Source organism: Solwaraspora sp. WMMB335, assembly GCF_049179075.1.
Classification (GTDB): Bacteria; Actinomycetota; Actinomycetes; order Mycobacteriales; family Micromonosporaceae; genus Micromonospora_E.
In genome coordinates, this window is sequence record NZ_JBMHMF010000001.1 from 4,228,529 (window position 1) to 4,243,791 (window position 15,263).

The following is a 15,263-nucleotide window of genomic DNA, read 5'->3' on the forward strand; positions in this document are numbered from 1 at the left end:
CATCCTCCCTCCTCCTGCCTGTCCGGATGTCATCTCAGGCTAGGTTGGGAAAGATGCCACGGTGAAGCGCTCTCGGGCGACGCCGGCCCCAGCCGGCATTTGATATGAGGCATGTCACACAGCGCACACGCCGATCGCCGCAGCGATCAGCCCCGAGTGTGGTGACCGACCATCTGTACGGTGCCGGTGCCCTCGATGATGTCGCCGGCCTGCCAGGCTTCGATGCCCCGGCCGGTCAGGCACGCAAGCGCGCGATCGGCGTCCTGCGCGGAGACGATCGCGAACATCCCGACCCCCATGTTGAAGGTCGACTCCATCTCGCCGTCCTCTATCCGGCCCTTCGCCTGCACCAGGTCGAAAATCGGCTGCGGCCGCCAAGTGGCCCGGTTGACCAGCGCGTCGACGTTCTCCGGGAGGATCCGCACCAGGTTGCCGGGGATTCCACCGCCGGTCACGTGGGCGAGTGCCCGCACCTCGCACTCCTCGATCAGTTTCAGGCAGTCCCGCGCGTAGATCTTGGTGGGGGTGAGCAACTCCTCACCCAGCGTCCGCTGCCGGCCGAAGTCGTCGACGACGGTGTCCAGCCGCATCCGCCCGGCACCCAGCAGCACGTGGCGGACCAGTGAGTACCCGTTGGAGTGCAGGCCAGAGGAGCGCATGGCGATGACCACGTCGCCGACCTCGACCCGGTCCCGGCCAAGAATCTCGCTCTCCTCGACCACCCCGACGCCGGTGGCGGAGACGTCGTACTCGTCAGGGCGCAGCACACCCGGATGCTCGGCGGTCTCGCCGCCCAGCAGCGCACACCCGGCGTAGCGGCAGCCGTCGGAGATCCCGGCGCCGATCTCGGCGACCTTGTCCGGCACCACCTCGCCACAGGCGATGTAGTCGAGCAGGAACAGCGGCTCGGCGCCACAGGCGACCAGATCATCGACGACCATGGCGACCAGATCGATGCCAACCGTTTCGTGGATGTCCATCTGCTGAGCGATGACGAGCTTGGTGCCCACCCCGTCGGTCGAGGAGGCCAGGATCGGACGCTGGTACTTCTGGACGTCGAGCCGGAACAATCCGGCGAACCCGCCGATGTCGCCCATCACTTCAGGGCGGGTCGTCTTGCGCACCTTCGACTTGAGCAGCTCCACGGCGCGTTCACCGGCATGGATCGATACACCCGCGTCGGAGTACGTCACCGTACGTTTGCGGGGTCCTCGGCCGGAACCGGCCGTCCACGGCTGCCGGTTGACCGTCCGGGCGCCGGAACCGTCGGCAGTCGGGCCGACATCCGCGCTGCCGCGCTCAGTCACGTGCGTCACGGTTCTCCCCTTTGTGCTTCTCGCGGCCGGGGCCGCGTCGGGTAGCTGTCGAGGATCGCTCGACTCGGGCTGCCGACCGGGACTAGCGTGGCCGGTCCGATCGGTGCTACTGGCGGTGCAGGGCGTCAACGCCGCCGGTGCTGGCAGCGACCGGTTGAACACCCGGGCCGGAACGGTCGACCCCGGCTTGGTGGTAGTCCTGCTCTGCGGTGTCCCCCAGATGGCCGACCCCGCCAGCGACCCGGCGGTCCACACCTTCGAGCACGTGCTTACCAATCAGGTTGCCGGCTGGCAACTCGATCGGGTACTCCCCATCGAAACACGCTCGACACAATCGTGTCTTCGGCTGCTCGGTTGCGGCTATCAACCCGGCAAGCGACACGTAACCCAGGGTATCCGCACCGATCGAACGACGGATACCCTCCGTATCCAGACCGTTAGCCAGTAGTTCGGCCCGGGTAGCGAAGTCGATGCCGTAGAAGCACGGCCAGCTCACCGGTGGCGACGAGATGCGTACGTGCACCTCCAGCGCGCCGGCCTCGCGCAGCATCCGGACGATGGCCCGCTGGGTGTTGCCGCGCACGATCGAGTCGTCGACGACGACCAGGCGTTTGCCGCGTACGTTCTCGCGCAGCGGATTGAGCTTGAGCCGGATGCCGAGTTGGCGCAGGGTCTGCGACGGTTGGATGAAGGTGCGCCCCACGTACGAGTTCTTCATCAGGCCGGCGCCGTAGGTGATGCCGGACTCCGCGGCGTAGCCGATCGCCGCCGGGGTACCCGACTCCGGCACCGGGATCACCAGATCCGCCTCCACCGGGTGCTCACGGGCCAGCCTGCGCCCGATCTGCACCCGGGCCGCGTGCACGTTGCGACCGGCGATCGTGGTGTCCGGGCGGGCGATGTAGACGTACTCGAACAAGCAGCCCTTGGGATCCGGTGGTGCGAACCGGGCCGAACGCAGGCCGTGCTCGTCGATCGCGATCAACTCGCCGGGCTCCACCTCGCGCACCACGGTGGCGCCGACGATGTCCAGCGCGGCCGTCTCGCTCGCCACCACCCAGCCGCGTTCCAGCCGGCCCAGCACCAGCGGCCGGACACCGTGCGGGTCGCGGGCGGCGTACAGGGTGGTCTCGTCCATGAAGACGAAGCTGAACGCGCCCCGCAACGTCGGCAGCACCTCCAGCGCGGCGGCCTCGACCGACAGGTCCGGACGGCTGGCCAGCAGGCTGGTCACCAGGGCGGTGTCCGAGGTCGAGCCGTCCGCTGGCATGCCGCGTTCGGCCGCCTCGCGGGCCAGCTGAGCGGTGTTGACCAGGTTACCGTTGTGGGCCAGCGCGATCGTGGTGCCGGCGTTGTTGGCGCGGATCGTCGGCTGAGCGTTCTCCCAGGTGGAGCCGCCTGTCGTGGAATACCGCGCATGGCCGATGGCCAGATGCCCGCGCAGGCTGGCCAGCGTGGGCTCGTCGAACACCTGCGCCACCAGGCCCATGTCCTTGTAGACCACCACACCGGAGCCGTCGCTGACGGCGATCCCCGCGGCCTCCTGGCCGCGGTGCTGCAACGCGTAGAGACCGAAGTAGCTGAGCTTGGCGACCTCTTCGCCCGGTGCCCACACACCGAACACGCCACACGCGTCCTGCGGACCGGGTCGTTGGGGATCAAGGTCGTGAGTCAACCGGCCGTCGCCTCGAGGCACCTGCCGCTCCCTCGTACTGGTATGCCTGGTCTGCAAGGACTACCCGTCGCGGATCAGTGTACGCGAGGTTCCAGTTGGCCCAGAGTGCTCCTTTTGGCCCGACACCACCCGGTCGGCGTCGCCAGTCGGGCCGTCCACCCGGTCTCCGGCACGCCGCCGCGCTGCCTGGTTGTCGCTGTCCGGCAGGTCAGACATCCCAGACAGGCAGGTACGGCGACAAGTCGGACCGGGGGCCGCTCGCGGTGATCCGCCCGTTCTGTTGTGCAGTACCCCATCCGATTTGTCCGGTTGCCAGCAGCACCCAGGTGACCGGATCCGTCTCCACGACGTTCGGTGGCGTACCTCTGGTGTGTCGCGGCCCGGCTACACACTGAATTGCACCGTAAGGTGGGACACGCACCTCCACCGATCGGCCTGGCGCCCGCCCGGCCAAGCCCGCGAGCAGTGCCCGGACCGCGTCCCGCAACTCGGTGTTCGGCGGAGGAGCACCGGCCGCCAACGCATCCAAGACCGCGACAACGGCGGCGGACTTATCGTGCTTAGAGGACACATAAGGACGATACGACCTACGCTGACGCGGCTTCCTCCCGGCCCTGGGTCGCGCCGATCCGTCCCGGCAAGGCATAGTTGCCGACGGTGTACTCGTCACGGGTGGCCCCGCCCGATATCCGGCGCGGGGATGGATCAAACCGGAAGGCGGTGGACGTGACAACACACCGACGAGCCTGGCTATCGCGGGCCGGTGTTGTCGCAGCACTGGCTGCCGTCACACTGTTCGGCCTCCCCGCCGGTCCGGCCTCAGCCGTTCCTCCTCAGGTAACCATCCGCAGCTTGTCCAGCGGCACCCTCAACTCCGGTCAGCAGGCCACCCTCGAATTCGAGGTACGCAACGCCAACTCCGAAGAGGAGGGCGGCGAGACCTCGGTCAACATTCGGGTTACCACCAGCATCGGTGAGCTGCGGTGCGAAGGCTCCTGCGACTTCACCGACACCATCGAGTTGCAGCAGAGCAAGACTTACTCGGTCCGGCTGGTGGCCGGCGAGGTCGGCACCAACCAGACTCGCAACGGCCGTGTCGAGATTCGGGCCGAGGTAGGCGGCGAGACCGGCAACGCGCAACGGGACATCACCGTCAAGGGGCCGCAGGAGGCGCCACGGGTCAAGGAGGTGGCCGGCAAGGTCACCGACGTGTCGACCGGCGAGCCGATCGAAGGCGCCGTCGTCGCGATGAGCGACTCGCAGAACAACAACTACGACACCACCACCAACGCCAGCGGCAACTACCGGTTCACCTCGTCCACGGACCGTCCGATCGCCCCTGGCGACATCAGGATCGCGGCCGTGGCCGAAGGCTATGACCGCAGCGAGCCGAAACGGATCACCGCGGCGGCCGGGCAGTCGATCACGGTCGACAGGATCACGTTGAAGTCCAACGTCGAGCCGACCCCGTCACCGACCCCGTCGCCCACCACAGAGGCATCCGCCGAACCGACCCCGACCGGCGGGGAAGTCGCCATTCCCTCGGCCCCGGTCGACACGCAGAACCTCGCGAACGAGAGCTCGGGTGGCGGCATGGGCTCCTGGCTCCTGATCATCATGGGTGGCCTGTTGGTCGCCCTCGGCGTCGGCGCTATCGTGCTGCTGCTGGTCCGCCGTAAGGACAATGACGTCGAAGACGACCCGGAATCGGCCGGCGACGACGGTGGTGGCGGTGGCGGTCGTGCGGCAGCACCGGGCAGCCGTGGCATCTACCACGGTCCCGAGGACGACGCGACCCGGGTCGCCATGCCGGAGGGCCCCGTCTCCGACGCGACGATGATCACCCGTCCCGGTCTGTCGGACGCGCCGACGATGCTGCACAACATGGCGCCGATCAAGGATGGCTTCGGCGACCCGTACGGTGCTCCGCCCGGCCAAGGCCCGGCCGCCGGTACTCAGCCCTCCCGCCATGGCGAGCAGCCGCCCGGCTGGGGCGGGCCACCGCCCCAGCAGCCAACCTACGGCAGCGGCTACGGCAACCCTGCCGGAGTACCCCGGTCCGGCGCCTACGGCGGCGACCCATCGTCCGGCGGGCCCTACGGTGCGGCGGCGCCATCCTCGGGCGGACCGGGCGGCTACGGCAACGCGCCGTCCTCGGGTAGCGGCTATGGCAACGCGCCGTCTTCAGGTAGTGGCTACGGCAACGCGCCGTCCTCGGGTAGCGGCTACGGCAACGCACCTTCGTCAGGCGGACCGGGCGGCTACGGCAACGCTTCCGTGCCGGGCCAGTACGGCGCGCCGTCCGGGCGGACGCCGGCCGAGGACCCGGGCAGCTACCGGGGACGGGGCTACGGCAACGACCCCGGCGCGGGCGGAGGCTACTCCGCCGGCGGTTACGGCGGCAGCGGCTACGGCGGCGACAATCCGGCCGGAGGCTACGGCGGTGAGCGCTACGACGAGCCGACCGGCCGCTACGCACCGGACAGTTACGGCGGGGGTGGATCGTCGTACGGCTCGTCGGCGTACGGCGGCGTCGAGCCCAACCGTGGTGACCCGCCACCGCCTCCGCGCGGCCCCGAGCCACCACGGGTCGGATACCCGGGCGGCTCGGCTTACGGTTCGGACAGTGGCGGCGGCTACGGTGGCGCGAGCGGCGGCTACGGCGACAGTCGCGCGCCAGCCCCAGGTGGCGGGTACCAGTCCGGCGGTTACGGTGCCGATCGCGGTGGAGGCGACTACGGGTCTAGCCAGGGTGGGTCGGCTCAGGGCTACGGGCCCGGGTACGGCGGTCAGCCCGGACCGCAGGGATACGGGCCACCAGCCGGCACCGGCTACGACCAGCACGACCAGCGGGACAGCTATCCGCCGCCCGGTGACGGCGGCTACGCAGGCCGGGTCCCGGATCAGCGCGGCGGCTACGACCAGCCGTACGGCCAGCCTGCCTATGGTGGTTCCGGCTACGGCGGCGAACAGCAGTACGGAGAACAGCAGTACGGAGAACAGCCGCCGGCCGGCGACCAGCCGCGGCACGGATCCGCCCCACCGTCCGGACGCGGTGGAGAACGGCGTTCCCTGGACTGGCTCGACGACTGACGCAGACGCGGCACCGCTCAGCGGTGCGGCCAATATGGTGGATGGGGCCGGGAGCTGTCGATCCCGGCCCCATCACCGTATCGTCAGTCAGAACCTTTGGTAGCCGGACGATCCACCGGCTGCGCGCTGTCGGTGTCGTCCGCCGCAGCAGCAGGCGTGTCCGCCGGCTCGGCGGGCTCGCCAGCAGCCTCGCTGGGCTGGTCAGCAGGCTCGGCCGGCTCGGTGACCGCCTCGGCCTCGGCGCTTTCCGGATCGACGTCGACGGTCGCTGCCGCCTCGCCGGTCGGCACGTCCACGGCGACCGAGTCGGCGGCGGGCGCCGGCCCGGTGGCATCCGGGTCGTTCGGCTCGGCCGGCACCGGCCGCGGGCCGACGCCGCTGAACAGCGCCGGCAACGTGCCGGAGTACGCCTCCCGCAACTCGTCCAGCCCGACGGTGAACTGGCCGCGGATCTCCAGCAACCGCGCGCCTGGATCGGTTACGCCGATCATCGTCCACGGCAGTCCGTGCTCGACGCAGAGCGCGGTGAACGCCTTCTCCCGGCCCCGCGGCACCGCGACCACGGCCCGCCCCGCCGACTCGCTGAACAGGAACACGAACGGCATCGACCCGTCGGTGAACTCCGGCGGTAGCGCGATCCGCGCCCCGATCCCGCGGCGCAGGCACGCCTCCACGATGGTCTGGGCCAACCCGCCGTCGGAAAGATCGTGTGCCGAGCTGATGTGACCGACCCGGGCGGCCTCGGCGAGCACCGTGGCGAGTGTCCGTTCCCGGTCCAGATCGACTTTTGGTGGCGTACCGCCGAGGTGCTGGTGGGTGACCCAGGCCCATTCGGAGCCGGACAGTTCAAGGTGTGTCTCGCCGAGCAGCATGATCAGGTCACCGTCGGGGTGCACCGGTGGCAGGAACCCCATCGGGATGCGTTGCGCGACGTCGTCGAGCACGCCGAGCACGCCGACCACCGGAGTGGGATGGATGGCGGCGGCCCCGGTCTGGTTGTAGAAGCTGACGTTGCCGCCGGTCACCGGGATACCCAGCTCGGCGCAGCCGTCGGCGAGGCCGCGGACCGCCTCGGCGAACTGCCACATGACGCTTGGATCTTCGGGCGAACCGAAGTTGAGGCAGTTGGTGACCGCCACCGGGCGGGCGCCGGTGACCGCGACGTTGCGGTAGGACTCGGCGAGGGCGAGCTTCGCCCCGTGGTACGGGTGCAGCCGGGCGAACCGGCCGTTGCCGTCGACCGACAGCGCGACGCCGAGCCCGGTCCGCTCGTCGATCCGGATCACCCCGGCATCCTCGGGCTGGGCGAGCACGGTGTTGCCCAGCACGTACCGGTCGTACTGCTCGGTCACCCAGGTCCGGTCGCACAGATTGGGTGAGGCGACCATGCGTAGCAGGGTTTCCCGCAGCTCGTCCGGTGTGCCCGGCCGGGGCAGCGTCTCGGCCCGGTCCGCCTGCAGCAGGATCAGGTCGGCCGGCTCACGCATCGGGCGGGCGTAGATCGGTCCGTCGTCGGCCAGCGACCCGGGCGGTACGTCGACCACGACGTGGTCGCGCCAGCTGATCACCAGCCGGCCGGGCTGTCCGTCCGGCAGGGCCGGAGTCACTTCCCCGATCGCGGTGGCGAGGACGCCCCATTTGTCGGCGATCGCGAGTACCGCGTCGAGCTTGGCCGGCTCGACGATGAGCAGCATCCGCTCCTGCGACTCGCTGGCCAGGATCTCGTGTGGCTCCATCGACGGCTCACGCAGCGGCACCCGTTCCAGCCAGACCCGCATGCCGGTGCCGGCGGCGGCGGCGGTCTCGGTGAGGGCGCAGGTCAGGCCGGCGCCGCCGAGGTCCTGGATGCCGACCACCAGGCCCGCCTGGTACAACTCCAGGCACGATTCGATGAGCAGCTTCTCGGTGAACGGATCGCCGACCTGCACCGACGGGCGCCGCTGCTGGCTGGCGTCGTCGAAGGTGGCGCTGGCCAGCACCGACACCCCGCCGATGCCGTCGCGGCCGGTCTTGGCGCCGAGCAACACGACGACGTTGCCGGCACCGGCGGCCGCCTTGTTCTGCAGCCGGTCGACCGGAAGCACCCCGAGACAGAGCGCGTTGACCAGCGGGTTGCCCTGGTAGCAGGGGTCGAAGACGACTTCGCCGCCGATGTTGGGCAGGCCGAGGCAGTTGCCGTAGCCGCCGACTCCGGCGACGACGCCGGGCAGCACCCGGGCGGTGTCCGGGTGGTCGGCAGCACCGAAGCGCAGCGGGTCCATCACCGCGACCGGGCGGGCACCCATCGCCAGGATGTCGCGGACGATGCCGCCGACCCCGGTCGCCGCGCCCTGGTACGGCTCGACGAAGCTGGGATGGTTGTGCGACTCGACCTTGAAGGTGACGGCGAGGGTGTCCGACACCCGCACGACCCCGGCGTTCTCCCCGATTCCGGCCAGCATCAGCTCGCTGGCCGGCGCTTTCTCGCTGAACTGACGCAGGTGCACCTTGCTCGACTTGTAGGAGCAGTGCTCGCTCCACATGATCGAGTACATGGCGAGTTCGGACTGGGTGGGCCGGCGACCGAGGATGTGCCGGATTCGCTCGTACTCGTCGTCGCGGAGCCCGAGCTCCGGGTAGGGCTGCAGTTCGTCCCCGGTGCCGGCGGCCCGATCGACGGTGTCCGGCGTGCTGACGTACTGCTCGATCGGCACCAGGTGCTCGGCTGCGTCGCGGGACCCACCGGTCTTGGCGACCGCACCCATGTTCGTGGCCGCGCCTGTCTTCGCGGTCGCGCCGGTGTTCGCGACCGCGCCCGATTGGGCCGCCGTCTGCGATCTGGTGGTCATGCCGGAACTCCCGCAAGGTACTTGAGGACGGAGGTGAAGAAGCCCAGGCCGTCGCGGGACGGCCCGGTCAACTCCTCGACAGCGTGTTCCGGGTGCGGCATCAGCCCGACGACGTTGCCGGCGGCGTTGGCGACACCGGCGATGTCGCGCAGCGAGCCGTTGGGGTTGCCGCCGACGTAGCGGGCCACCACCCGACCGGTCGCCGCCAGCTCGTCGAGGGTGCGTTCGTCCGCCACGTAGCAGCCTTCGCCGCTCTTGAGCGGAATGAGCACCTCTTGCTTGATCGAATAGGTGTTGGTGAACGCGGTGCCGGTGGTCTCGATCCTGACGAGTTGGTCCCGGTTGCGAAAGTGCAGATGCTGGTTGCGGGTGAGCGCGCCGGGCAGCAGGTGCGCCTCGCACAGGATCTGGAAGCCGTTGCAGATGCCGAGTACCGGCAGGCCGGCATGTGCCGCTGGGACGATCGCCTCCATTACAGGGGCAAACCGGGCAATAGCCCCGCAACGGAGATAATCGCCGTACGAGAATCCGCCCGGTAGCACCACCGCGTCCACGCCGTGCAGCTCGGCGTCACCGTGCCAGAGCCGGACCGCCTCGCCGCCGGCCAACCGGATGGCCCGTGCGGCGTCGCCGTCGTCCAGCGAGCCGGGAAAGGTCACCACCCCGATGCGGGCACTCATGCCGGATCGTCCGTCGCTTCGGACTGCTCACTGACATGCACGGAGTAGTCCTCGATCACCGGATTGGCGAGTATCTTGTCCGCGATCTCGCGGGCCCGGTCCAGGTCGGCCTCGCCGCTGAACTCGATCTCGATCCGCCGGCCGATCCGCACCGACGACACGTCACTGACCCCGAGTCGGGGCAGCGCATTGACCACCGCCTGGCCCTGTGGATCGAGAATTTCCGGCTTGAGCATGACGTCGACAACGACGCGAGCCACGTGGCACTCCTGACCGTGTACGCGTTGGGGTGCCGGCCACGAACGGGCCGCGCACGGCTCAGCCTACCTGGTGGCACCGGGTACGACGCACCGTGGTCCACGAGCCGAACCGGTGATCGGGCAACAAATCAGCCACGATCCGGTAACGGGCCTGACCCATTGCCGTGGATACACAGCCGAAAGATCAACGCCTTCCGCACCCGCCGCCACGGCCCAGGACATCACGGCATCGTATGACCTCTATTTGATTCTTGTAGATAGGCAGGTAAGCCCTTACCGTCACTTCTCAACCAGCCGATGTCACCGAACGGACATCTGCTGTGACACTCCGCGCACCGGATACCCCTTCCGGTGGCGGTTCACCGACCCCTACCCCGGGTCGCCCCTCGGAAGGAGCCCCACCCCCATGCGCATTCGCCTGGCCATGGCCGCGGTAGCCACCACCCTCGTGGGTCTGCTGGCCACACCCACCGCCGCAGCCGCCGCCCCGGAGGAAATCATCGGCGGCGGCACCGTCTCCTCGGCCCCGTGGGCCGCAGCCGTGTTCAGCAACGGGTCGTTCACCTGCTCCGGCACGATCATCGCTCCGAACTGGGTGTTGACCGCACGGCACTGCGTGAGCGGCACGATGTCGGTACGGGTCGGCAGTGTCTACCGGTCCTCCGGTGGCGTGACCCGCACGGTCAGCTCCGCGTACGCGCGTTACGACCTCGCGCTGCTCTACTTCAGCAGCTCGATCAGCACGACGTACGTCAGCCTGTCCAGCAGCTACCCGCCGGTCGGCTCGACCAACACCATCTACGGCTGGGGCATGACCTGCTACAGCGGCTGCTCCGCCTCGACCCAGCTGAAGGTGGCCTCGGTCCGGGTGACCAGCACCAGCGTCACCGACGCGTACGGCGGCCGGGCCATCCGCAGCACCCGGATCGACGGCAACGCGTGGCGGGGCGACTCCGGCGGTCCGGAGTTCTACAACGGCCAGCAGGTCGGCGTGGCGTCCACCGCCAACGGGACCACCATCCAGAACTACGGCAGCGTGGCGTACAACCGCGCCTGGATCCAGTCGATCGCCGGCGTCTGACCGGTAGATGGCGCGGACTCCGCGATCGCACGCGGAGTCCGCGCCGCTCCGTTTGGCAGATGGTGCAGGGCGGGCGAATGCCCGTAATCTGGTTAGTTCCCGCCCCTAGCATCGACTGCGTGCTGGTCGTGACGACAAATGATCTTCCCGGTTACGAGATCAAAGCCGTGCTCGGCGAGGTGGTGACGTCGGTCGTCCGGTCGATCAACCCCTTCAAGGAGGGCGTCAAGGCGCTGCGGGGCGGCAAGTCCGACCCGGAAGGCCCAGCGAGTCTCACCAAGTACCGGACCGAGATCATCGGCAAGCTCGGCGAGGCGGCCAAGAAGAAGGGCGCCAACGCGGTGATCGGAATGCGGTTCGACACCCGCCAGGTCGGCAGCACGCACATGGAACTGTGCGCGTACGGCACCGCCGCGGTGGTGTTGCAGATCCGGCCGGACGCGGGGGACGACACCAAGCAGTCGAAGGTCGAGGCGAGCCACGCCGACGCGAGCGCCGGCAACGAAACCGGCGGCTCGGCCGGCTCCGGCAGCAAGTGACCGCCCCGCCACAGCTCCCGCCCAGCCAGCCCCGCCACGGCCCCGGCGATCTTGGGCTTATCGCGAAGAATTGTCCGTTACGCACCTCGACAAGTCCGAGATCGCGCTCGGGTGGCGGGGGTCAGAGGATCGGGGGCGGCTGGTAGGTGGCGGCCTGCGGATGTACGGCGACCACCGCGGCGACCCGGTCGGCGACCGCCTGCACCTGTGCCGGAGCGGCACCGACGAACCCGGCCCGGTCGTCGGCCACGGCCGCGATCTCCTCCCGGCTCAGACCGAGCCGCTCGTCGCCGGCGAGCCGGTCGAACAGGTCGTTGTCGGCCGTGCCCTTCTCGCGCATGTCGAGCGCCACCGCCACCGCGTGTTCCTTGATCACCTCGTGCGCGGTCTCCCGGCCAACGCCGGCCCGCACGGCCGCCACCAGCACCCGGGTGGTCGCCAGGAACGGCAGGTAACGGTCCAGCTCCCGGGCGATCACGGCAGGATAGGCACCGAACTCGTCCAGCACGGTCAGGAACGTCTGGAACAGCCCGTCGGCGGCGAAGAACGCGTCCGGCAGCGCCACCCGGCGCACCACCGAGCAGGAGACGTCGCCCTCGTTCCACTGGTCGCCGGCCAGCTCACCGACCATCGACAGGTAGCCGCGGATCACCACGGCCAGCCCGTTCACCCGTTCGCTGGACCGGGTGTTCATCTTGTGCGGCATCGCGCTCGAACCGACCTGACCGGGCCGGAATCCCTCGGTGACCAGCTCCTGGCCGACCATCAGCCGGATCGTGGTGGCCAGCGACGACGGCGCCGCCGCCACCTGGGCGAGCGCGGAGAGCACGTCCAGGTCCAGCGAGCGGGGATAGACCTGCCCGACGCTGTCGAGCACCCGCTGGAAACCGAGGTGGGCGGCGACCCGGCGCTCCAGCTCGGCGACCTTGCCGGCGTCGCCGTCGAACAGGTCGAGCTGGTCCGCGGCGGTGCCGACCGGGCCTTTGATGCCGCGCAGCGGGTACCGGCCGATCAGGTCGGCCAACCGCTCGTACGCGATGAGCAGTTCCTCGGCCGCCGAGGCGAACCGCTTACCCAGCGTCGTCGCCTGCGCGGCCACGTTGTGCGAACGCCCGGCGATCACCAGATCGCTGTGCTCGACCGCGCGGGTGGCCAGCCGAGCGAGGGTAGCGACCACCCGGTCGCGGATCACTTCCAGCGAGGCGCGGATCTGCACCTGCTCGACGTTCTCGGTGAGATCTCGCGACGTCATTGCCTTGTGGATGTGCTGGTGCCCGGCGAGGGCGCTGAACTCCTCGATCCGGGCCTTGACGTCATGGCGGGTGGCCCGTTCCCGTTCGGCGATCGCTGGCAGGTCGACGCGGTCGAGGACCTGCTCGTACGCCTCGACCACACCGTCGGGCAGCGCCACGCCGAGGTCCCGCTGGGCCCGCAGGACGGCGAGCCACAGCCGCCGCTCCATCCGGATCTTCTCCTCGGGCGACCAGATGGCGGCGAGTTCGGCCGAAGCGTAGCGGCTGGCGAGCACGTTGGGGATCTGCGGGCGCGACGTCACGTACCGCAGTCTGTCACGGCGGCCCGGCCCGAGACGCCGCCGCCAGCGGCGTGCGGCGTGCGGCCGCAGTCTCGTTTCGGCCCTGGACCGGCCACGCCTGACGCAGATATTTGCCCTATGTCAGGTAATTGCGTAACTGCAGGTATTTCTCCTCGTTCAGCCTGTCGGGCTCGGCGTTTCACCGAGCGGTCCACTCTTGATTTCCGCCCGCCGACCGGATCACCGCATCCGTCGTCGGTGCGGCGATGCTGCACTTCGAGACGAGGAAGCGTGCGCACCACCACACGTCGCAACATGATCATGGTCGCCGTCGCCGTAGCTGCCGGCGCGATCGTCGGATCGGTCCCGATCGGTCCGGCCGCCGCCCAACGGGAGGCCCGACGGGCGACCCAGGCCACCGGAGTGGGGTTCGACCTCGCTGGCGGCGGCATCCGCTACCTGGCCGGTGTCGCGCCGATGATCGATACGGTGGACCCCGGTCGCGGGTCGACGGCAGGTGGCACCACGGCGACGGTGACCGGCACCAACTTCCTGCCAGGGCGGACCGGTGTGACGGTGTGCGGCCAGACGATCCCGGCCAGTGCGGTGCCGGTCAGTTCGGCCGGCAACGCGCTCAGCTTCCGTACGCCGCCGTGCGCGACCGGTACCCCGACGATCACCGTGACCACGCCGGCGGGCACCTCCAACCGGGTGGCCTTTCGCTACCACGTCGGCGACGCGCCGCCGGATCTGAGCGGTGGTACCGGATCGCCGGACGACGACGGCGGACCGCCGGACGCGGATGTCGCCGGCGGCGGGCTGCCGACGACGGGGCGACCGGTCGGCACGCTGGCGGCCGGTGGATTGCTGGCGGTCCTGCTCGGTGCCGCGCTGCGGCTGGCGGCCGGGCCCAGAGCGGGCGGCGGCAGGCGTGGGACGTCGGTCAGCGTTCGACGATAGCGGTGACGCCTTGACCGCCGGCCGCGCAGATGGAGATCAGTCCCCGGCCCGAGCCGCGCTCGGCGAGCAGCTTGGCCAGGGTGGCGACGATCCGGCCGCCGGTCGCGGCGAACGGGTGCCCGGCAGCCAGCGAGGAGCCGTTGACGTTGAGCTTGGCCCGGTCGACGGCACCGAGCGGGGTGTCCAGACCGAGCCGGTCACGGCAGAACTCCGGCGATTCCCAGGCCGCCAGAGTGGCCAGCACCTGGGCGGCGAACGCCTCGTGGATCTCGTAGAAGTCGAAGTCCTGCAGGGTCAGCCCGGCCCGGGCAAGCAGCCGGGGCACCGCGTACACCGGAGCCATCAGCAGCCCGTCGTCACCGTGCACGAAGTCGACGGCGGCCACTTCAGACAGGCCGAGACGGGCGAGCACCGGCAGGTTACGGGCGGCCGCCCACTCCTCGCTCGCCAGCAGCACGACGGCCGCGCCGTCGGTGAGCGGAGAGGAGTTGCCGGCGGTCAGGGTGGCCTGATCGGCGTCGGGCCCTCCGGTGCCGAACACCGGCCGCAGCCGGGCCAGTTTCTCCAGGCTCGCGTCCGGCCGCAGGTTCTGGTCGCTGGTCAGCCCGAGGTACGGGGTCATCAGGTCGTCGAAGAACCCCTTTTCGTACGCGGCGGCCAAGCGCAGGTGCGAGGCGAGCGCCAGCTCGTCCTGGGCCTGCCGGTCGATCGCGAACCGGCGGGCGGTGATCGCCGCGTGCTCGCCCATCGACAGCCCGGTACGGGGTTCGGCGTTACGCGGCCTCTCCGGCTTGAAGGCCTGGCCAGGGCGCAGCCGGCTGGCCGCCTTCAGCCGGTCGCCGAGACCACGCGCCGCGCTGACCTTGATCAGGGTGCGGCGCATCTCGTCGTGCACCGCGAGCGGCGCGTCGCTGGTGCTGTCGACACCGCCGGCGATACCTACCTCGATCTGTCCGAGGGCGATCTTGTTGGCGACCAGGATGGCGGCCTCCAGACCAGTGCCGCAGGCCTGTCCGATGTCGTACGCCGGGGTGCGCGGGTTGAGCGTGGAGCCGAGCACGACCTCGCGGGTGAGATTGAAGTCCCGGGCGTGTTTGAGCACCGCGCCGGCGGCCACCTCACCGACCAGCTCGCCGGCCAGCCCGAACCGGGCGATCAGGCCGTCCAGGGCGGCGGTCAACATGTCCTGGTTGGTCGCGTCGGCGTACCGGCTGTTGGCCCGGGCGAACGGGATCCGGTTGCCGCCGACGATCACGACCCGGCGGATGCTGCCCACGCGTTCCCTCCTCGGCTTGCC

At 69.9% G+C, this 15,263-nt stretch carries 12 protein-coding genes; 4 read left to right on the top strand and 8 right to left on the bottom strand.

What is annotated here, in order from left to right; translation table 11 throughout:
• Positions 1-146 precede the first annotated feature (146 nt).
• From purM to ACN27F_RS18175, 3 genes are all read right to left on the bottom strand, one after another.
• Positions 147-1,316 carry a phosphoribosylformylglycinamidine cyclo-ligase gene (purM, locus tag ACN27F_RS18165; protein ID WP_421434888.1) on the bottom strand — a complete coding sequence of 390 codons (1,170 nt, stop codon included), beginning with the start codon at positions 1,314-1,316 and terminating at the stop codon, positions 147-149.
• A 106-nt stretch (positions 1,317-1,422) separates the two neighbouring features.
• Positions 1,423-3,012 (bottom strand): amidophosphoribosyltransferase, encoded by a 1,590-nt coding sequence (gene purF, locus ACN27F_RS18170; RefSeq protein WP_421434890.1) that lies wholly within the window; start codon positions 3,010-3,012, stop codon positions 1,423-1,425.
• Positions 3,013-3,199: 187 nt separating this feature from the next.
• Positions 3,200-3,562: a sterol carrier family protein gene (locus tag ACN27F_RS18175; RefSeq protein WP_421434892.1), complete on the bottom strand. Its 363-nt coding sequence runs from the start codon at positions 3,560-3,562 to the stop codon at positions 3,200-3,202.
• 281 nt (positions 3,563-3,843) lie between these two features.
• On the opposite strand from ACN27F_RS18175, the gene ACN27F_RS18180 reads away from it, so the two are divergent.
• A complete protein-coding gene (locus ACN27F_RS18180; RefSeq protein ID WP_421434895.1) occupies positions 3,844-6,084 on the top strand; it encodes a carboxypeptidase regulatory-like domain-containing protein in 2,241 nt (746 codons plus the stop codon).
• Between the two features lie 83 nt (positions 6,085-6,167).
• On the opposite strand, the gene purL is transcribed toward ACN27F_RS18180, so the two are convergent.
• The 3 genes from purL to purS all read right to left on the bottom strand — a co-directional run bounded on the left by purL (position 6,168) and on the right by purS (position 9,852).
• Positions 6,168-8,828, bottom strand: a complete 2,661-nt coding sequence (gene purL / locus ACN27F_RS18185; protein ID WP_421440288.1) for a phosphoribosylformylglycinamidine synthase subunit PurL — start codon at positions 8,826-8,828, stop codon at positions 6,168-6,170.
• Between the two features lie 80 nt (positions 8,829-8,908).
• Positions 8,909-9,592, bottom strand: a complete 684-nt coding sequence (gene purQ / locus ACN27F_RS18190) for a phosphoribosylformylglycinamidine synthase subunit PurQ (protein WP_421434897.1) — start codon at positions 9,590-9,592, stop codon at positions 8,909-8,911.
• Positions 9,589-9,852, bottom strand: a complete 264-nt coding sequence (gene purS, locus ACN27F_RS18195) for a phosphoribosylformylglycinamidine synthase subunit PurS (protein ID WP_421434899.1) — start codon at positions 9,850-9,852, stop codon at positions 9,589-9,591. Before purS ends, purQ begins: the two co-directional genes overlap by 4 nt.
• A gap of 406 nt (positions 9,853-10,258) precedes the next feature.
• Between purS and ACN27F_RS18200 the strand changes: the two genes are divergently transcribed.
• Both ACN27F_RS18200 and ACN27F_RS18205 read left to right on the top strand, forming a co-directional pair.
• Positions 10,259-10,933, top strand: coding sequence for a S1 family peptidase (locus ACN27F_RS18200; RefSeq protein ID WP_421434902.1), 675 nt, complete (start codon positions 10,259-10,261; stop codon positions 10,931-10,933).
• Positions 10,934-11,052: 119 nt separating this feature from the next.
• A complete protein-coding gene (locus tag ACN27F_RS18205) occupies positions 11,053-11,472 on the top strand; it encodes a YbjQ family protein (RefSeq protein ID WP_421434903.1) in 420 nt (139 codons plus the stop codon).
• Between the two features lie 121 nt (positions 11,473-11,593).
• Here ACN27F_RS18205 and purB read toward each other — a convergent pair whose 3' ends face one another.
• The gene (gene purB / locus ACN27F_RS18210; RefSeq protein WP_421434905.1) at positions 11,594-13,027 is read right to left on the bottom strand and encodes an adenylosuccinate lyase; all 1,434 of its coding nucleotides are present in this window, start codon (positions 13,025-13,027) and stop codon (positions 11,594-11,596) included.
• Positions 13,028-13,297: 270 nt separating this feature from the next.
• Here purB and ACN27F_RS18215 point away from each other — a divergent pair, with 270 nt between their 5' ends.
• On the top strand, positions 13,298-13,966 hold the full coding sequence (locus ACN27F_RS18215; RefSeq protein WP_421434907.1) for an IPT/TIG domain-containing protein: 669 nt from the start codon (positions 13,298-13,300) through the stop codon (positions 13,964-13,966).
• On the opposite strand, the gene ACN27F_RS18220 is transcribed toward ACN27F_RS18215, so the two are convergent.
• Positions 13,950-15,242 (bottom strand): acetyl-CoA C-acetyltransferase, encoded by a 1,293-nt coding sequence (locus ACN27F_RS18220; protein WP_421434909.1) that lies wholly within the window; start codon positions 15,240-15,242, stop codon positions 13,950-13,952. The genes ACN27F_RS18215 and ACN27F_RS18220 overlap by 17 nt on opposite strands.
• Positions 15,243-15,263 lie beyond the last annotated feature (21 nt).